At 44.8% G+C, this 15,898-nt stretch carries 11 protein-coding genes; 7 read left to right on the forward strand and 4 right to left on the reverse strand.

The features are described 5' to 3' along the window. Positions 1 to 13 precede the first annotated feature (13 nt). The 7 genes from G3570_RS05890 to G3570_RS05920 all read left to right on the forward strand — a co-directional run bounded on the left by G3570_RS05890 (position 14) and on the right by G3570_RS05920 (position 7,195). Positions 14 to 817: a DUF92 domain-containing protein gene (locus G3570_RS05890; protein WP_249066737.1), complete on the forward strand. Its 804-nt coding sequence runs from the start codon at positions 14 to 16 to the stop codon at positions 815 to 817. Beyond that, a complete protein-coding gene (locus G3570_RS05895; RefSeq protein ID WP_165140238.1) occupies positions 814 to 2,118 on the forward strand; it encodes a dicarboxylate/amino acid:cation symporter in 1,305 nt (434 codons plus the stop codon). Before G3570_RS05890 ends, G3570_RS05895 begins: the two co-directional genes overlap by 4 nt. Before the next feature lie 133 nt (positions 2,119 to 2,251). After that, positions 2,252 to 3,133 carry a tetratricopeptide repeat protein gene (locus G3570_RS05900; RefSeq protein WP_165140240.1) on the forward strand — a complete coding sequence of 294 codons (882 nt, stop codon included), beginning with the start codon at positions 2,252 to 2,254 and terminating at the stop codon, positions 3,131 to 3,133. A gap of 138 nt (positions 3,134 to 3,271) precedes the next feature. Beyond that, positions 3,272 to 5,824 carry a lamin tail domain-containing protein gene (locus tag G3570_RS05905; RefSeq protein WP_165140242.1) on the forward strand — a complete coding sequence of 851 codons (2,553 nt, stop codon included), beginning with the start codon at positions 3,272 to 3,274 and terminating at the stop codon, positions 5,822 to 5,824. Positions 5,825 to 5,970: 146 nt separating this feature from the next. Beyond that, the gene (locus G3570_RS05910) at positions 5,971 to 6,789 is read left to right on the forward strand and encodes an aldo/keto reductase (protein ID WP_165140244.1); all 819 of its coding nucleotides are present in this window, start codon (positions 5,971 to 5,973) and stop codon (positions 6,787 to 6,789) included. A 75-nt stretch (positions 6,790 to 6,864) separates the two neighbouring features. Beyond that, a complete protein-coding gene (locus G3570_RS05915) occupies positions 6,865 to 7,038 on the forward strand; it encodes a hypothetical protein (protein WP_165139551.1) in 174 nt (57 codons plus the stop codon). Between the two features lies 1 nt (position 7,039). After that, the gene (locus G3570_RS05920) at positions 7,040 to 7,195 is read left to right on the forward strand and encodes a hypothetical protein (RefSeq protein ID WP_165140246.1); all 156 of its coding nucleotides are present in this window, start codon (positions 7,040 to 7,042) and stop codon (positions 7,193 to 7,195) included. 5 nt (positions 7,196 to 7,200) lie between these two features. Here G3570_RS05920 and G3570_RS05925 read toward each other — a convergent pair whose 3' ends face one another. The 4 genes from G3570_RS05925 to G3570_RS05940 all read right to left on the reverse strand — a co-directional run bounded on the left by G3570_RS05925 (position 7,201) and on the right by G3570_RS05940 (position 15,650). Next, the gene (locus G3570_RS05925; RefSeq protein ID WP_165140248.1) at positions 7,201 to 7,929 is read right to left on the reverse strand and encodes an acyl-[acyl-carrier-protein] thioesterase; all 729 of its coding nucleotides are present in this window, start codon (positions 7,927 to 7,929) and stop codon (positions 7,201 to 7,203) included. Between the two features lie 231 nt (positions 7,930 to 8,160). After that, entirely contained in the window at positions 8,161 to 11,190 is a 3,030-nt protein-coding gene (locus G3570_RS05930) for an efflux RND transporter permease subunit (protein ID WP_165140250.1), read from the reverse strand. A gap of 2 nt (positions 11,191 to 11,192) precedes the next feature. Next, a complete protein-coding gene (locus tag G3570_RS05935; protein WP_165140252.1) occupies positions 11,193 to 14,474 on the reverse strand; it encodes an efflux RND transporter permease subunit in 3,282 nt (1,093 codons plus the stop codon). A gap of 120 nt (positions 14,475 to 14,594) precedes the next feature. Next, positions 14,595 to 15,650 carry an efflux RND transporter periplasmic adaptor subunit gene (locus G3570_RS05940; RefSeq protein ID WP_249066739.1) on the reverse strand — a complete coding sequence of 352 codons (1,056 nt, stop codon included), beginning with the start codon at positions 15,648 to 15,650 and terminating at the stop codon, positions 14,595 to 14,597. Positions 15,651 to 15,898: the final 248 nt, after the last annotated feature.

Raw genomic sequence — 15,898 nt, forward strand, 5'->3', positions numbered from 1 at the left:
GAACTACTTTTTTTTGCTCTCCTTAATTTCAGTGTTTGTTTTAGAGGCAAATGCCGGGGAACACATCCGTATCATCACCGGTGCCATTCTAGCGGTAATATTTTGTGCGGCAGCCTTTCTTTTTCGCTGGTTAAGCCTCAGCGGTACCTATGCGGCCATCATTTCAGGAACCATAGTATTCGGATTAGGAGGAATTTCCTCCACGGCTATACTGCTGGCTTTTTTTATCAGCAGTACACTGATCTCAAAAAAGTATACGCGCTCTTTAGATGAAACATCACATGCTTATTCTGAGAAAATACGGCGTGACGGATTACAGGTGTGGAGCAATGGATTCTGGTTTACGTTATTTTTACTTCTCTGGTTTGTTTTTCACAACGATGCAATGCTTTTAGGTGCCTTGGGAGCTATAGCCACCGCCACGGCCGATACCTGGGCTACTGAACTGGGCAGCAGACGATTTTCCTCACAAACGTATTTGATAAGCGGTTTCAGTAAAGTAGCACCCGGTACTGACGGCGGTATTAGTGTACCCGGAACACTTGCCGCTATGATCGGTAGCCTGAGTATCTCATTGATATCAATTTACGTTTTTTCACTGATGGGAGTACTAATAATACCCATTTTAGTAGCGGGATTTTTGGGATGTCTGGCAGATTCTTATTTTGGTGCGATCTTTCAGCAGAAAGAGCCTGCCAAAAACTGGCCGGGTATTTTGAAAGGACTCAACATGAAACTGGATAATAACATGATAAACTGGATCTCGTCGGGATTCGGTGCACTTATAGCGATAATTCTTAAACTCATTTTGATATGAAGAAATGGTATAAGCAGTTACACTGGCAAATATTGATCGGTTTGGTTCTTGGACTTATATGGGGTTTGATTGCCAGTGTAGCGGGATTATCGTCATTCACTATTGACTATGTTAAGCCATTCGGTACCATCTTTGTCAATCTGTTGAAGCTAATCGCAGTACCTCTTGTATTAGCCTCCCTGATCGTTGGGGTTACCAATCTCAACGATGTCACAAAGCTATCCCGGATGGGTGGCAAGACCATTCTATTCTATATGTTTACTACCGTATGTGCCATTACCATCGGTCTTACGGTTGTTAATGTCATGCAACCGGGCAAGGCCCTACCGCAGGAGACACAGGCTGAACTGCAGGCCAGCTACAGTCAAAATATCGAAGGCTCGGAAGAGTCGGCGATGGAATTCAAGGAGAGAGGGCCACTGGATTTTATCGTGGATATAGTTCCGCAAAACGTGGTTCAGTCGGCCTCGGATAATGGTAATATGCTACAGATTGTATTTGTGGCAATTCTGTTGGGCATCGGTATTATCCAGATACCAAAAGAAAAGGGAAGGATACTGATCAAGTTTTTCGACTCGCTGAATGATGTCATCATCAAGCTGGTGGATTTTATTATGCTTACGGCACCCTATGGAGTTTTTGCCCTAATGGCCGGTGTGATTGTAGACCTGGCGGGTGACGACCTGACGAAGGCACTAGATCTGCTGGGCGCTCTTGGCTGGTATTGCATTGCCGTTCTGCTTGGCCTGATCCTGCATGTACTGATTGTATATTCCAGCCTCTTTAAGATGTTCAGCAAGATGAAGATCAAAGATTTCTTCAAAGCCATACAGCCTGCTATATTACTGGGATTCTCTACCAGCTCAAGTTCAGCCACACTGCCTGTAACCATGGAAAGAGTTGAGAAAAATGTCGGGGTTGATGAGGAGGTTGCAAGTTTTGTTCTGCCTATCGGCGCTACTATCAATATGGACGGAACCAGTCTGTATCAGGCCGTTGCAGCCGTGTTTATAGCTCAGGCTTTGGGACTTGATCTTTCCATTGCGCAACAGCTAACCATTGTGCTGACCGCTACGCTGGCTTCTATTGGTGCTGCAGGAGTGCCTGGTGCCGGTATTATCATGCTGGTTATTGTACTGCAGGCTATTGAAGTGCCCGTTGAGGGTATTGCACTGATACTTGGGGTTGACAGATTACTCGACATGTGCCGAACAGCTGTCAATATTACCGGAGACGCAGCTGTTTCTGTTGCTGTTGCCCACACCGAGGGTCTTCTGGGTGAAATGCATCTGGAAGATTGATTCCAAATGTATTTGGGTAATAGCCCATTGAGGAAATATTTTATAATACCCGAAAAACGGAAACGTTTTACCGCTAAATGCATATAAATCATATCAGATTCAATACGATTTAACTCAACAAAACCGAATGCATGTGCGAAAGCTATTACTAACCTGTTTGCTCTGCCTGGTCGCTGCCGGGAGTACAACTGCATTTTCGAATTCCGGTGACATCTATGATCAAAAATTGGAAGAGGGTATTGAGTACTTTTACCAGACAGACTGGGATAAGGCAGCTGTCATATTCAACGAGTTAAAATCACGTGACAGGGAAGATCCCCGAGCTTATTTCTTTCATGCCATGATTCCTTTCTGGGAATACTTTTTCGGAGGCAATTCACCTAAGGTAGCTCAAGATTTTCTGGAGCGATCACAAAGTGCTATAGATATCAGTTCAGAGAGACTTAATGAAAACCCTCATGATACCACCATGGTATTGATGCTGAGCGGACTGTATGGATACAGAAGTCTGGTGGCTGCCAGCGAAAAAAACTATCAGACAGCGATAGAAAGCGGAATGACCGGATTCAGGTACACACGGCAGCTTCTTGCTCTTGATGATGACGATCCGAAAGCACTGATTGGTAAGGGGATTTTTTATTATATGGTAGGTACCGTGCCTAAAGAGTTGCGCTGGGCAACGAATCTGATGGGAATCAGAGGGGATAAACAGGAGGGTCTTAGCATACTGGAGCACGCGGCTACATCAGAAAGCTATGTCAGTAACGATGCCAAAATGATACTTTCATACCTCTATAAGACGGAAGGTATGTATGATAAAGCGCTGACGCATATTGAAGATCTGTGCTATAGATATGAAGAGAATATCATTTTTCAATTCAACTATGCTGAGATTCTTGAAAAAAGCAACCGACAGGAAGAGGCAAAAGCAGCCTACAGAACGGTGGTTGAGCTTCAGAATAGCCATTTGGATACACTGAAGGAACAGAGCAAAGAAAAAATCCGAAATTTATAAGTTTTTAATGGTTGAAAATTAATGCCCAATATCCTTATAAATGTTTGATTTAAGTATAAAAATGGCTTAATTAATTATATGTAAATGTGAATCAAAACAGACATCTATCGTATAGATTAACGTTACTGCTACTTCGAAATGGGTTATACGCTGCCGCGCACTAAAACCGGAAAAGGATTTATCTCTTTTGTGCTGTCACTGATAGTGGCCGTGATTCCCGTTTTATGTCCTGCACAAAGCTCTGAGTCGCCTTCCTATCAGCAGAGTGAATTTGTTTCAAATGAAACCACTCAACCGGAATCTTATATTAATTACGCATCTCCTGACGATTTACCCGAAGCTGTACCTGAACCCGACAAAAGTAATGACCTGGAACAGCAAGTTGCACCGGTGATCTCTTTTACCGTTTCATCTCTGACAGTTAAAGAAAATATTGGTACGGTTAATCTTAATGTAGAATTACTTCAAACCGAGAACACCGGAGTGGAAGTAGAGATAATTTTTCTGCAGGGATCAAGCAGTGCAACGTCTTCCGATCTCTCTGATTTTCGTAGTGAAAGTATCTACTTTAATGAATCTGATGTGGCCGGAACGGTGAAGACCTTAAGAATTCCCATAACTAACGACAGCGAGTATGAACAGAGTGAAACTGCGGTGTTTCGTCTTCAAAGCAATTCATCTGTTAGCATTGCAGAACCGTCACTTCTCACATTGGTAATTCAGGATGATGATACACCCAGCATTATTATAAACGAGATTTTTGCGAATCCGATGGAAGGTATCGGAGACGCCAACGGAGACGGGGTAGTTTCTAGTACTGAGGATCAGTTTGTAGAGTTGGTCAACACGGAAGGGGAAGCCGTTGATATTAGCGGATGGACTCTATCAGACGATTTGAGCACTCGATTTACCTTTCCAAGTGGAACGGTGCTGCAACCCGGAAGAGCTAGTGTCGTTTTTGGCGGTGGAGAACCTGCCGGTAATTTTGGAGGGGCTACAGTATTTACAGCCGACAATCTGGGAATCGATAATTCCGGGGATAAGCTCATATTAAGAGACAATCAGGATATTATAGTTGAAGAGGCGGAATATACCTTAAGTCCAAATGAAAGTGAGTCACTCAATAGAGGGCGAGAAGATAACGGAAACTTTTACGTGCGTCATTCTGAGGCATCTGAGGACCCAAACAAGCTTTTTTCTCCGGGAACCAGGATTGACGGGACCTCTTTCGGTTCTCGCTATGCCTTGAGACTGGGTGGAGGCGAGGGCTGGCGTCTGCTTTCATCCCCAACCCGCAATACTACATTCAAAGAGCTTTTGGGTGATTTTCAAATGAATACCACCTCCATCTCAAACCGGTCTGATCAGGTGGCAACTCTTTATGAATGGAGAGAAGGCAGATTTCAACCCGTTGAAAATCTTGAGAACGAATTGGAAGCAGGCAAAGGGTATGCAGTTTACTTCAGTCGGGATGATAATACCGGTATCCCGGGCGTGCAGGGCGGCTTCCCGAAAGTCATTACTACCGATAACCCTGAGAACAGTGGACCGGTGCCTGTTACATTATCTACGGCAGAGTTCAATGGCAGCAAGGGATGGAATCTGATGGGAAATCCTTTTGGTACCGAAATATCTGTTGAAGCTCTACTTGGCACCCTTAGAAGAGCACTGCAAATTGAACATCCTGAAATGCAGCTAAATGGCAATGTCTATGTTTGGGATCCTTCAGCCAATGCCGGCAACGGTGATTATCTTGTTTTAGAAGAAAATGAAAGCAATAAAATTCTGCCCTTTCAGGCTTTTTGGGTTAAAATTGATAATGCGGAAGGCAGTGAAGATATTTCTATCAGTGCAACACTAGAAAGAGATGAGATTAGGTTTGTCAATTCAAGCCGCTTTAAAGATAGCAATAGGGAAGAATTCAGCCTAAACCTGACCCTAGGCGATGGTACTCTTTATGATGATTACCAGCTCTCTTTTAACAGTGAGGGAACCGTAGATACTGATATTCATGATGCGTTTAAGTTGCACTCAATAAATACTAACTCAATCACTCTATACAGTCTTTCCGGACAGGACAAGCTCATGAAGAATGTACTTCCCTATGATCTTGACGGCACTATGGAAATACCTATTGATTTTGATGCCAATGGGAGGGAGGAGCTGAGATTCGAATGGGGCAGGCTGGATGATATACCGGATAATTGGAACATTACATTAACAGACAGGGAGCTGAACAAGGAAATCAACTTACGCTCTTCCAGCGATTATCGTTTTACTGTTACTTCGGATGATAGCCCCAGCAACATTGAAGATGATAATGCGGGGTTACCATTCAGTAGGGCAAGCTTAGATAGTGAAGAACCAAGATTTATTCTGACAGTACGACCGGGGAACACCGGACCGGTAAACAACCCGGATATACCGGAATCCGTGAAATTGAATCCCAATTACCCTAACCCTTTCAATCCGGCAACTACGATCAGCTATGAATTAAAAGAAGATTCGGAAGTACTGCTCAGCATCTGGAATATCGTAGGACAGCGCGTGGTAACGCTGGTTGACGGTATGCAAGAAGCAGGGCAACATACAGCCAACTGGAATGCCAGTGAGATGCCCAGCGGTATCTATATTGCCCAGCTGGAAGTCGGCGGACAAGTATTCATCAGAAAGATGACTCTTATCAAGTAATGCTCTGCCGAATAAAGACTTGTTTGCATGATCATTTTTGATTCCCTCTCTTATGCTACTATCTTTATTGAAATCATAGCCGTATTTATACTGTTATCATCATACATTTAACCAATAATTAAAGGAGGAGCACACTTACTTAGCACATGCAATATAAAAATGTACAAGGCATCGACATTCCTGAGATAGGTTTAGGAACTTATAAATTACATGACCGGGAATGTTCAAATGCTGTTAGAATGGCGCTTGAAATGGGGTATCGTCATATTGATACCGCACAAATGTACAAAAATGAAAGAGAGATTGGAGAGGCCTTGGGCGTCTCGAATGTCTCACGCGAAGATATTTTTCTCACCACAAAAATCTGGCATACCAATCTTGATTCTGAAGATGTACTCCAGACTACGGAAGAGACCCTAAGGAATCTGGACACGCCTTATGTTGACTTGTTACTTATTCACTGGCCGAATGACCAGTATGATTTGCGTAAAACCATTGAATCCATGTTGGTACTGCGTGACCAGGGAAAGGCGATGAATATCGGAGTGAGTAATTTTCCACTTTCCATGTTGAAAGAGGTCAATGATGAGATAAGGGCGCCTATCTTTTGCAATCAGGTAGAATTTCATCCCTTCCTAGATCAACTTGATCTGCTGGATTATGCTATGGAAAAGGACATCCTCTTGACAGCTTACAGTCCACTTGCCCAGGGCAAGGTAATGGAAAATGAGGTATTGCAGGAAATCGGTGAGACACATGGAAAGAGTCCCGCCCAGATTTCACTGCGCTGGCTCATCGAACAAGAGAATGTAGTAGCTATACCCAAAGCTAGCAGTCGGGAGCACCTGGAAGCCAATATCGACATCTTTGATTTCGAGCTTAGTGATGAGGAATTCGACCGCATCGACCGACTAGAGAAGTCAGAAAGGCTTGTAAATCCGAGTTTTGCTCCAAACTGGGACTAGGCACAATAAAGGTTAGCGGAACGATAAAGGCGATTCTGTTTTTTTAAAATTGAATTGAAACAGAGTCACAGAGAGATGATTTTTAGCAAATCGGATTACTTTATCATTTCCGCAGCAGTGGTTTCTTTGGCACTGTCGGTATACCTATGGATGCAGGGAGAGAGCGAAAGTGCTGTATTTGTAGGTGTGTGGGTGCCGAGTATTCTTGGTTTCGGCAGTTATCTGAAACGTTCAGGTACGGGTAACTAATATGACTGATTATCTTCTACTTTTCGGACTATTAGTAGTTGTTTTATTTTTTACAGGTGTCTTCTTATCCATTACGGAATTTAGGGAGATGACTGATAACCCCGATAAGTACAGCAGGAAAGGCGATGCCGGGATGGATATAAAGAAGAATAGCTGAAGCAGCTATGAGCTAAGTGCTCTTGCCACGATTTTTCCGTCACTCTTCCGGATGATACGATGACATCTGCTGAAGCCATTTGTTTCGGTACCTGCAAACTCTGACAATAGCTCATCACCCTCAGTGCACTCTGCTAAGAATTCTATATCGATTTCACTGCATCGATGATCGGACGGTAAAGCATCGAGTGCCCACTCAATGTATTTTACGTTATTTACGTGCTCGTTCATATCCAGATCACTGCGCCTGACGCGAAATTGTTCTGATCCGGATGGTTCCTCATCAAAATCAATTCTCCCTTTCTGCACCTCAAGAACGTGTTCCACATCAGCCGGCGCCATTTTCAGGACGTCCTCCGGAATGCGCACGGGCCTTCTGGATTCAACATTTATCATTAACCAGTAGCTTAGGCACTTTCCGATTCGCTGGTCATTTGAAACCATTATTTCAAAATCACGATATGCCCGTAATGTATCACCGCTGGAGGGCCAGGTCTTGATACTAATCTCATCCCGCCAGTAAGGAAACGCATCCATTTTAACATGAAGACGATGCAGCATCCAGGTCAGATTTTGCTCTCTCAATTGAGAAATATCAAAATTCAGTTTCAAGGCCTGATTTCCTGCCGTTTCCTGAAGCAGATCACAAATGGATTGCAATTTTGCTCTTCCATCCGGGGCTACTTCCGATGAACGGATGGTGTACTTTTCCCGGTAGGTATTGTTTGTTTGCAAGGTCTTATCGTTTAATAAGTTGAGATGAAGGCGGCAGTTTAGTAAAGGCGAAGGCGAATATCAAAGAAAGGTGATTATGGGTCAACTATGGGCATCGACTTGATGATTGACTCGCTTAAAAAAGCTTTGATGAGATTACTTGCCGCAATGAAATAACAAATGACAGAATAGAAAAGGGTGTGTTTCTGCTTTAATGAAAGAGGAACACACCCTTAGAAAAATTATACTAAACTAGGCGTCGGCTTTTTGCCAGACGCGGCCTGCCCATAGTTTAATATCATCAAGAATGATATAGATGCTGGGAAGTATCACCAGAGTGATAACAGTTGAGAACGTCAATCCGCCCACGATAGCTCTGGCCATGGGGAAGTAGGGAGGCCCGTCCCCACCGATCTGTGTAGTACCTATACACAACGGAATCAATCCGAGAACCGTGGTGCCGGCAGTCATTAATATAGGACGCATGCGATCTCGTCCTCCTTTGGTTACGGCGTCAAAACGGGAATAGCCTTCATTACGCAACTGCGTAATATGATCAATCAGTACAATACCATTGTTTACCACGATACCCATTAATATGAGTATACCGATCATGGCCATGAAGGAGAAAGTCGTACCGGTTATGAAGAAGAACCAGAATACCCCGATTATAGCAAAGAATATGGAACTGATGATACTTGAAGGAAAGAGTATGGATTCAAACAGTGAGGCCATAACCAGGTAAATAAGGAACATGGCCAACAGCATGTTGATAATCATTTCATCCATGGCTTCCTGGTCATTGTTGAAGCTGCGACCGTAGCTCCATCCGTAACCGGCAGGATAGTTGATTTGATCCATTACCCTGGCAATCTCTTGCCGGGCTTCATCCATGTTGATATCGTCCAGGTTGATATTAATGCCAAGCGAAGTCTGACGGTCCTGACGTTGGATACTTCGCGGACCGCTGCTAATTTGAAAGTCAGCCAGTGATGCGAGCTTTACCGTCTGGTCTTCACTGATATTTATAGGAAGATTCTTGAGGTCGGTGATCGTTTGCCGGTCTGAATCCTGCATGGCCAATACTACGTCAATTTCACCGCTATTGCCGCGAACACGTCTCAGATTCATACCTCGCATGGAGTTGGAAACCATACCGGCAATTTGCTGACTGTTCAATCCGAAATTCTGTGCCCGTTGTCGATCCACTACCAGCTGTACTTCTTCGGTTCCGGCTTCAGCTTCAGAACGGACATCTGCAAATCCGGGATTCGATTCGAGCCTACGAATAACCTCCTCAGATAGAGCGATAAGTTCTTCAGAAGATTCACCAATTAGATAGACCTGTACCTGTTCGCTGTTGTTTCGGCTTGCATATTCGAATGAAGGAGCACCGATACTGATAGGAGGGAGTCCCTCTTCGATCTCTTCTTTAATCAGGGTCACGTCTTTTTTTGCATCATCTTCTTCTGTGAGAAGTATGGTTGACTGTGCATATTCACCCTGGTAATAGGTATAAACCGATTCGATTTCGAAATTCTCTTTGTTTTCGTAGAGGTAATCTTCAATTACGAAAACTGATTCTTCCACGGTATCCAGCGTGTATGTATCATTTAGATTGTAGTGCAGGTACAGTTCCCTGGAAGATTCACGGGGGAACATATCAACATTGACCATGCCCAGGGGTATGGCAGCACTGAAAATAGTAAGCATAATCAGAGCTGACGAGGAGTACCTGTGCTTCATCAGCCAACCAAGCATTTTTTCGTACTTCACCTCCAGTTTATCTACAAAATATTTCTTCTCTTTTTTCTTGGGAGGTTTGATCTTGGAGGTCAGCATAGGGATGACCGTAAGAGAAATAAACAGGGAGGCCACCAGGGCTATGATGATGCTTATGGCGACATGGTAGAGCTGTACGGCAATCATCGACAGTTCACTGATGATGTTTGGAAGAAAGACGATGATCGTTGTCAAGGTTCCTGCTGTCACCGCCATAGCTACTTTTTTAACACCCTTAATAGTGGCATCCTTGGGATCTTTGTTATCAAGCTGAGTACGATGAATGCTTTCTGTGACTACTACAGCATTATCCACCAACATACCGATGGCTAGCATCAGACCCATCATCGACAGGATGTTAAGTGACAGATCCAGAAAGTAGAGGAAGCCCAGGGTTACAATAAGTGAGAAAGGTACTGCCAGTGCTACAATCAGCGTAGTACTGATCTGCCGCAGGAAAAAGAATAGAATCATTATTGAGAAAAGTCCGCCCAGCAAGCCTGCATTTAACAGCTCCGTCAATGAACTGATGATACCGGTTGCCTGGTTGTGCATTTCATAAATATTGATGCCCCTCATCTCAGGCAGGCGATTGATAACAGCGATCTCCTCCATAACCCTGTCACCGACGGCAACGGTATTGGCACCTGACTCTTTGAATACATCCAGGCCGATAGCGTATTTCCGGTCCAAGTGCCTTCCATAATTTACTTCCGGTGTCTCATAGTTTACAGTAGCAATATCATGTACCCGGAGATTGTTTGGACCAATGACAAGGTTTTCAAAACCTTCGACAGTGGTAATTTCACCGATGGGGCGGACCAGGTAACGTTTCCCTGATTCATCTACTTTACCGGCAGTCATTGAAAAGTTGCTCTGCTGAAGTTTGCCGGCCAATTCATTCAGGTTGACGTTATGTGCTTCGATTCTCTCAGGAATCAACTCAATACGAATCTGTTTCTTTTCTACCCCATACAGATCCACTTTGGCAACCCCGTTAATGCGTTCTATGCGCTGTTTGAGGTTTCGGTCAAGCAGATCATAGGCATTAGAAAGATCCCGTTCACTGGATATTCGCAGGTTCATCATGGGATTATCCTGCGCGGAGAACTTGTTGATAAAGACGCGCTCCATATCATCGGGGAGCTGGTTGCGTACCCCGTCAATTTTCTCTTTTACTTCCATGGCTTTCAGCCCGATATCTGACCCCATTTTAAAGCGAACAAAGATTCCGGCCTGATCTTCACTGGATGTGGAACTGATCTCTTCTAGTCCGCTGATCGTCGATATGGCCTCTTCGACCGGACGGGTGATGTTTCGTTCTACCTCTTCCGGGGTGGAGTTCGGGTATGGTATGGATATGTAGGCACCGGGGAAGGAGATATCCGGGAAATATTCCAGCGGCACCATGCGGCTTGAAATGATACCGATTACTACAAATGATATGAATATCATTATGCTTGTAACCGGACGCTTAAGGGAAAGCTCAGTGAAATTCATAATTATTCCCCCTCGGTGTTAAGAGCTACTGTGTCGTAATTCTTTCGATCCATGATAGCGTACATGGCAGGAATCACTACCAAAGTCAGAAGGGTCGATACCACCAATCCGAATATGACAGTGATGGCCATTGGTGCCCGAAGTTCCGCCCCGTCGCCAAAACCTATGGCCAGTGGCAACAAGCCAAGGGTAGTAGTAAGGGTAGTCATAAGGATAGGACGCAAACGAGACTTACCGCCTTCAATAACGGCCTGCATCTTTTCCATGCCTCTTTCACGATACTGGTTAATCAAATCAATCAGCACGATCGCATTATTTACCACAATGCCTGCCAGTAAAATGAGTCCTATAAATACGACCACGCTAATTGTGGATCCGGTGATCCACAAACCAAGGATAACTCCAACCAGGGCAAGCGGTATGGTAAAGAGAATTATAAAGGGGTGCAGCAGTGACTCAAACTGCGATGCCATCACCAGGTACACAAGGAAGACAGCCAATGACAAGGCAAAAAGCAAAGACTGGAATGAATTGGACATCTCTTCATTCTGTCCGGCTACGCGTGCCGTTAATCCTGGTGGAATAGCTGTTTCGTCTAAGATAGATTGTATCTCTTCAGCTGCTGTTGCCAGGTCACCATAGCTGAGGTTAGCTGTGACCAGCGCTACCCGCTGCTGGGAAACACGACGTATTTCACTTGGTCCGGTGGCTACATTTATCTCAGCCACACTTGCCAGTGTAACCGGTTGATTACTGTTCGGATTGATAATGAGGTTGCGGATTTTATCAATAGACGATCGGTCTTCTTCACGGGCACGTACCAGTACGTCAATTTTTCGATCTCTCCAGGAATATCGCGTGGCGACATCTCCTCGTACCTTGCCAACCACAAGGTCTGCAATTTCGTACACCTGTAACCCAAGTGCAGCTGCTTTTGCACGATCAAACTGTATCTGTATTTCCGGGCTACCCAGCTCCATGGTTGACTTCACATCAGTATACCGGTCATTACCTGAGAGCTTTCGCGCAAGAAGGTCGCTCACTTTTTTGAGCTTATCCAGGTCGTAACCCGATATTTCAATTTCTACGGGTGTTTTGAAGGTAAAGAGGGCAGGGCGTGAAAATTTATATTTAAGACCGGGTACCATTTGGAGGTCATCTCTCAAACGGTCCATAGCCAGTTCCTCTTCGTCTCTGCCGGCGCCTGATGTAAGAACCACATCCAGTTCACCCCAGTTTTCGCCACCCTGATTGGGGTTGGCGTCCATTTTATTTCCGGAACCTGCAACGGCGAATGAAGATTGTACCCTGTTTAAATCACCGGCAGCCTTCTGAACGGTCTTTAGAGCTTTATCAGTGTTCTCAATTGGAGTACCCGGGGGAAGCTGAAATTCCACTTTGAATTCACCCTGTGAAAGGGATGGGATCAATTCCATACCCAGCTTAGGTACCAGTGTCAGGGAACCCAGAAGTGTCAGGAATGCCAAAGTGACTACTATAAAACGTCTTTCCACAGCCCATTTCAGTACTGCTGGATACCGGTTTTCTATAGCCATATACCCGCTTTCAAAAAGGTTCAGAACCGGATTTATAAGGAACATCAATCCCCGGCTTGTTTTTCGGAAAATCGTTTTGATGATTTTCATAATAAACGTGGGGATTGTGACGAACAGGAAGAGCCGTGCGGCACGCATCCATCGTCCCACTTTGGTTTTAGGCTCCCTTAGTTCCGGTTCCTCAATTTTCTTTTTCTCCCGTCCTGCCAAAGAGGAGAGCATTGGGATCAGGGTCACGGCAACCACCAGTGATGCAAGCAGGGAAAAGGTAACGGTCAGGGCCTGATCGCGGAACAGTTGCCCGGCTATACCCTGAACAAATACCAATGGGAAGAACACCGCGATGGTGGTAAGGGTAGAGGCAACAACGGCCGTACCGACTTCGCCGGCACCATCCTGTGCAGCCTTGAGCATATTTTTACCCATTGCTTTATGTCTGGAGATATTCTCCAAAACCACGATGGAGTTGTCAACGAGTAGTCCAATACCCAGCGCTATACCGCCCAGCGACATGATATTAAGTGTAATGTCATTGCCGTACATGAGATTGAAAGTGGCAATCACTGAAACAGGTATGGATAACGAGATGATCACGGTGGCCCAGAAATTGCGCAAGAAGAGGTAGAGCACTATGATGGCAAGTATACCTCCTATAATACCGGCATTCACAACCTCATCAACAGCCGAGGAAATAAATGTTGACTGGTCATAAACTTTCTGGATGCTGGTACCTTCCGGAAGGTTATTGCGGGAGTTGTTAATATTTCGCTCAACAGCCTGCGCTACATTCACGGTGTTGGCGTCACCTTCTTTATAGATCGCTATTTCTACCGCTTCCTGTCCGTTTAAACGTGTGATGGCTTCCCGCTCTTTATAGCCCTGGGATACCTCTGCAATGTCCTTGAGATAGACCGGGGTACCTTCCTGAATGGTAACAACTACGTTTTGTATCTGGTCGACATTCTGAAACTGGTTTAGGGTTCTCACCAGGTATTGCTGGGTTCCCTCTTCGAGCTTACCGCCTGAAAGGTTGATATTCTCAGCTCCCAGTATCTGAGTTACCCGGTCTAGAGAAATGCCCAGGTGTGATAGTCGCTCCTGGTCGATGGCTACCTGAATTTCTTCTTCAAGTCCACCGCTTATTTTAACAGAGGCCACCCCTGTGGATGACTCAAGCTCTTTCTTGATCTGCTCGTCTGCAAAACGGCGCAGCTTCTTCAGGTTGCTGATATCAGAAACCTCATTCTGCTCGTTTAGCGAAGCAAAATTGACATCCCGTTCATCCGGTTCTTTCTCTTCAATAAAGAAAGCATAGCGCATGATAGGATCGAGCGTAGGATCAAATCGAAGGATGACCGGTCGATCGGCTTCCAGGGGGAGCTGAAGGGCATCCAGCTTCTCGCGAACGTCAATACTTGAAAAATCCATTTCCGTACCCCAGGCGAACTCAAGGGTCACGTCAGACTGGCCGGTCCGTGAAATGGATCTGACCCGCTCAACATTTTTGACGACACCCAAAGCCTCTTCAATAGGTTTGGTGATCAGGTTTTCAATCTCTGCCGGAGCAGCACCTTCATACTCGGTACGAACGGTAAGAGTAGGGTAGCTTAACTCAGGCAACAGGTTAATTTTCAGCCGGCTGAGTGAGACGAATCCGAACAGGATAATCCCAAGCGTAAACATCGCTATTGTCACTTTGCGGCGTATGGAAAAGTCTATGATTTTCATCTTCTTTGGAGTGTCAAATTAAGATCAGAATGTGCGGACTTCTGTCCGTTAAACCGGTTAAGGTTCTCAAATACAGGCGTCGATTGACGGCCATGGGTTCAGTCTGACATCAGTTGGTATTTAATAGGAGACAATCTGTACCAGGGCACTGTCTTGAAGGCTGCTTTGCCCTATGGTTACCACAGAATCACCATCCTGAAGGCCGGTAAGTACTTCTATGTTGGAGCCGTTTACGTACCCGGTTTCAATAGCTCTGCGGAATACCAGCTTATCATTCAGTACATATACGCTGCTTGCACCATCCTCATTCATCACCGCTTCTTTTGGGATCATGAGCGCATTTTCACGGGTGTCATATACAATGCGAACCCTTCCAAACATCCCCGGTTTTAGTTTCCCGGATTCGTCTTTGATAGCTATAGTTACCTTAAATGTCCCGGTTTCGGGGTTTACTACCGGACTTATTCTGAGAACCTTACCTGTAAAGGTTTCGCCTTTGATGGCATCCACCTGAATGACGGAAGTCTGATTTTTTCTGAGCTTGTTCATCTCGTGCTCGGGGACATGCAGTACTGCCAACAGGGGATCAAAATCGGTTATCTTGAATGCTTCCTGGTCGGTGTTTACCATGTTTCCAACCTTCACCATCCGTTGCGAAACCACCCCGCTGATCGGTGCCTTAATCTGTGTATATTCCAGTTTCAGTTTGGTCAATTCGTATTCGGCTTTCTGGGATTCGTACTCAAATTTTGAATTTTCATACTGCTCGGCACTGATAAGCTTTCTTTCAAAAAGCTCCTTATTTCTCTGGTAGTCATTATACAGCCGGTCCATGGTAGCTTTGGCACGAGTAGCTTCGATTTCCAGCTGTTCGTCTTCAAGGCGAGCCATAATATCTCCCTTCTCAATAAAATCACCTTCTTCTACATTCAACTGCTGCACTACACCACGCACTTTAGCTACAACCATAGCCTCTTCTTCGGCTTCCAGGGTGGCGGTGGTGGAGTAGTAGGCCGAAATAGTGCCTCGCTGGGCGGATGCCATCTCGACGGGAATGGCGGCAGTAGAGTCCTTATCTTCCACGTCTTTTGACTGGGTTTCAGAGCTGCAAGAATAATTAAGAACGGCGAGAGCCCCAATCAGACTCATCAGAAAAATATTTTTTGTTCGTTTCATAATCCCTAACCGGTTGTTTGTATATATCTCATTAGAATTTTTTGTTTACTGAATGCCGATACGAGGAATGATTGGAATATGTTGCAAAACATTGGCAAGTAGCCATGTTTTTGTGATGAATGGGTATTTTAAATAGCTAAAAATGCTCTAAGAGCATTAGTATCGATACTAAATGGTAAGGAATAGCTATAGAGTGTAGAAATTAGATTCTCAATTCAGTTCTTATCGAAATCCGTGAAATCAGTGGC

The organism is Halalkalibaculum roseum, from assembly GCF_011059145.1.
GTDB classification, from domain to species: domain Bacteria; phylum Bacteroidota; class Rhodothermia; order Balneolales; family Balneolaceae; genus Halalkalibaculum; species Halalkalibaculum roseum.

What these genes read in the sequence shown, in the direction of transcription:
- G3570_RS05895 (WP_165140238.1), top strand. Translation starts at nt 814, where the DNA reads ATGAAGAAATGGTATAAGCAGTTACACTGGCAAATATTGATCGGTTTG.
- G3570_RS05905 (WP_165140242.1), top strand. Translation starts at nt 3,272, where the DNA reads ATGGGTTATACGCTGCCGCGCACTAAAACCGGAAAAGGATTTATCTCT.
- G3570_RS05910 (WP_165140244.1), top strand. Translation starts at nt 5,971, where the DNA reads ATGCAATATAAAAATGTACAAGGCATCGACATTCCTGAGATAGGTTTA.
- G3570_RS05915 (WP_165139551.1), top strand. Translation starts at nt 6,865, where the DNA reads ATGATTTTTAGCAAATCGGATTACTTTATCATTTCCGCAGCAGTGGTT.
- G3570_RS05920 (WP_165140246.1), top strand. Translation starts at nt 7,040, where the DNA reads ATGACTGATTATCTTCTACTTTTCGGACTATTAGTAGTTGTTTTATTT.
- G3570_RS05930 (WP_165140250.1), bottom strand. Translation starts at nt 11,190, where the DNA reads ATGAATTTCACTGAGCTTTCCCTTAAGCGTCCGGTTACAAGCATAATG.
- G3570_RS05935 (WP_165140252.1), bottom strand. Translation starts at nt 14,474, where the DNA reads ATGAAAATCATAGACTTTTCCATACGCCGCAAAGTGACAATAGCGATG.
- G3570_RS05940 (WP_249066739.1), bottom strand. Translation starts at nt 15,650, where the DNA reads ATGAAACGAACAAAAAATATTTTTCTGATGAGTCTGATTGGGGCTCTC.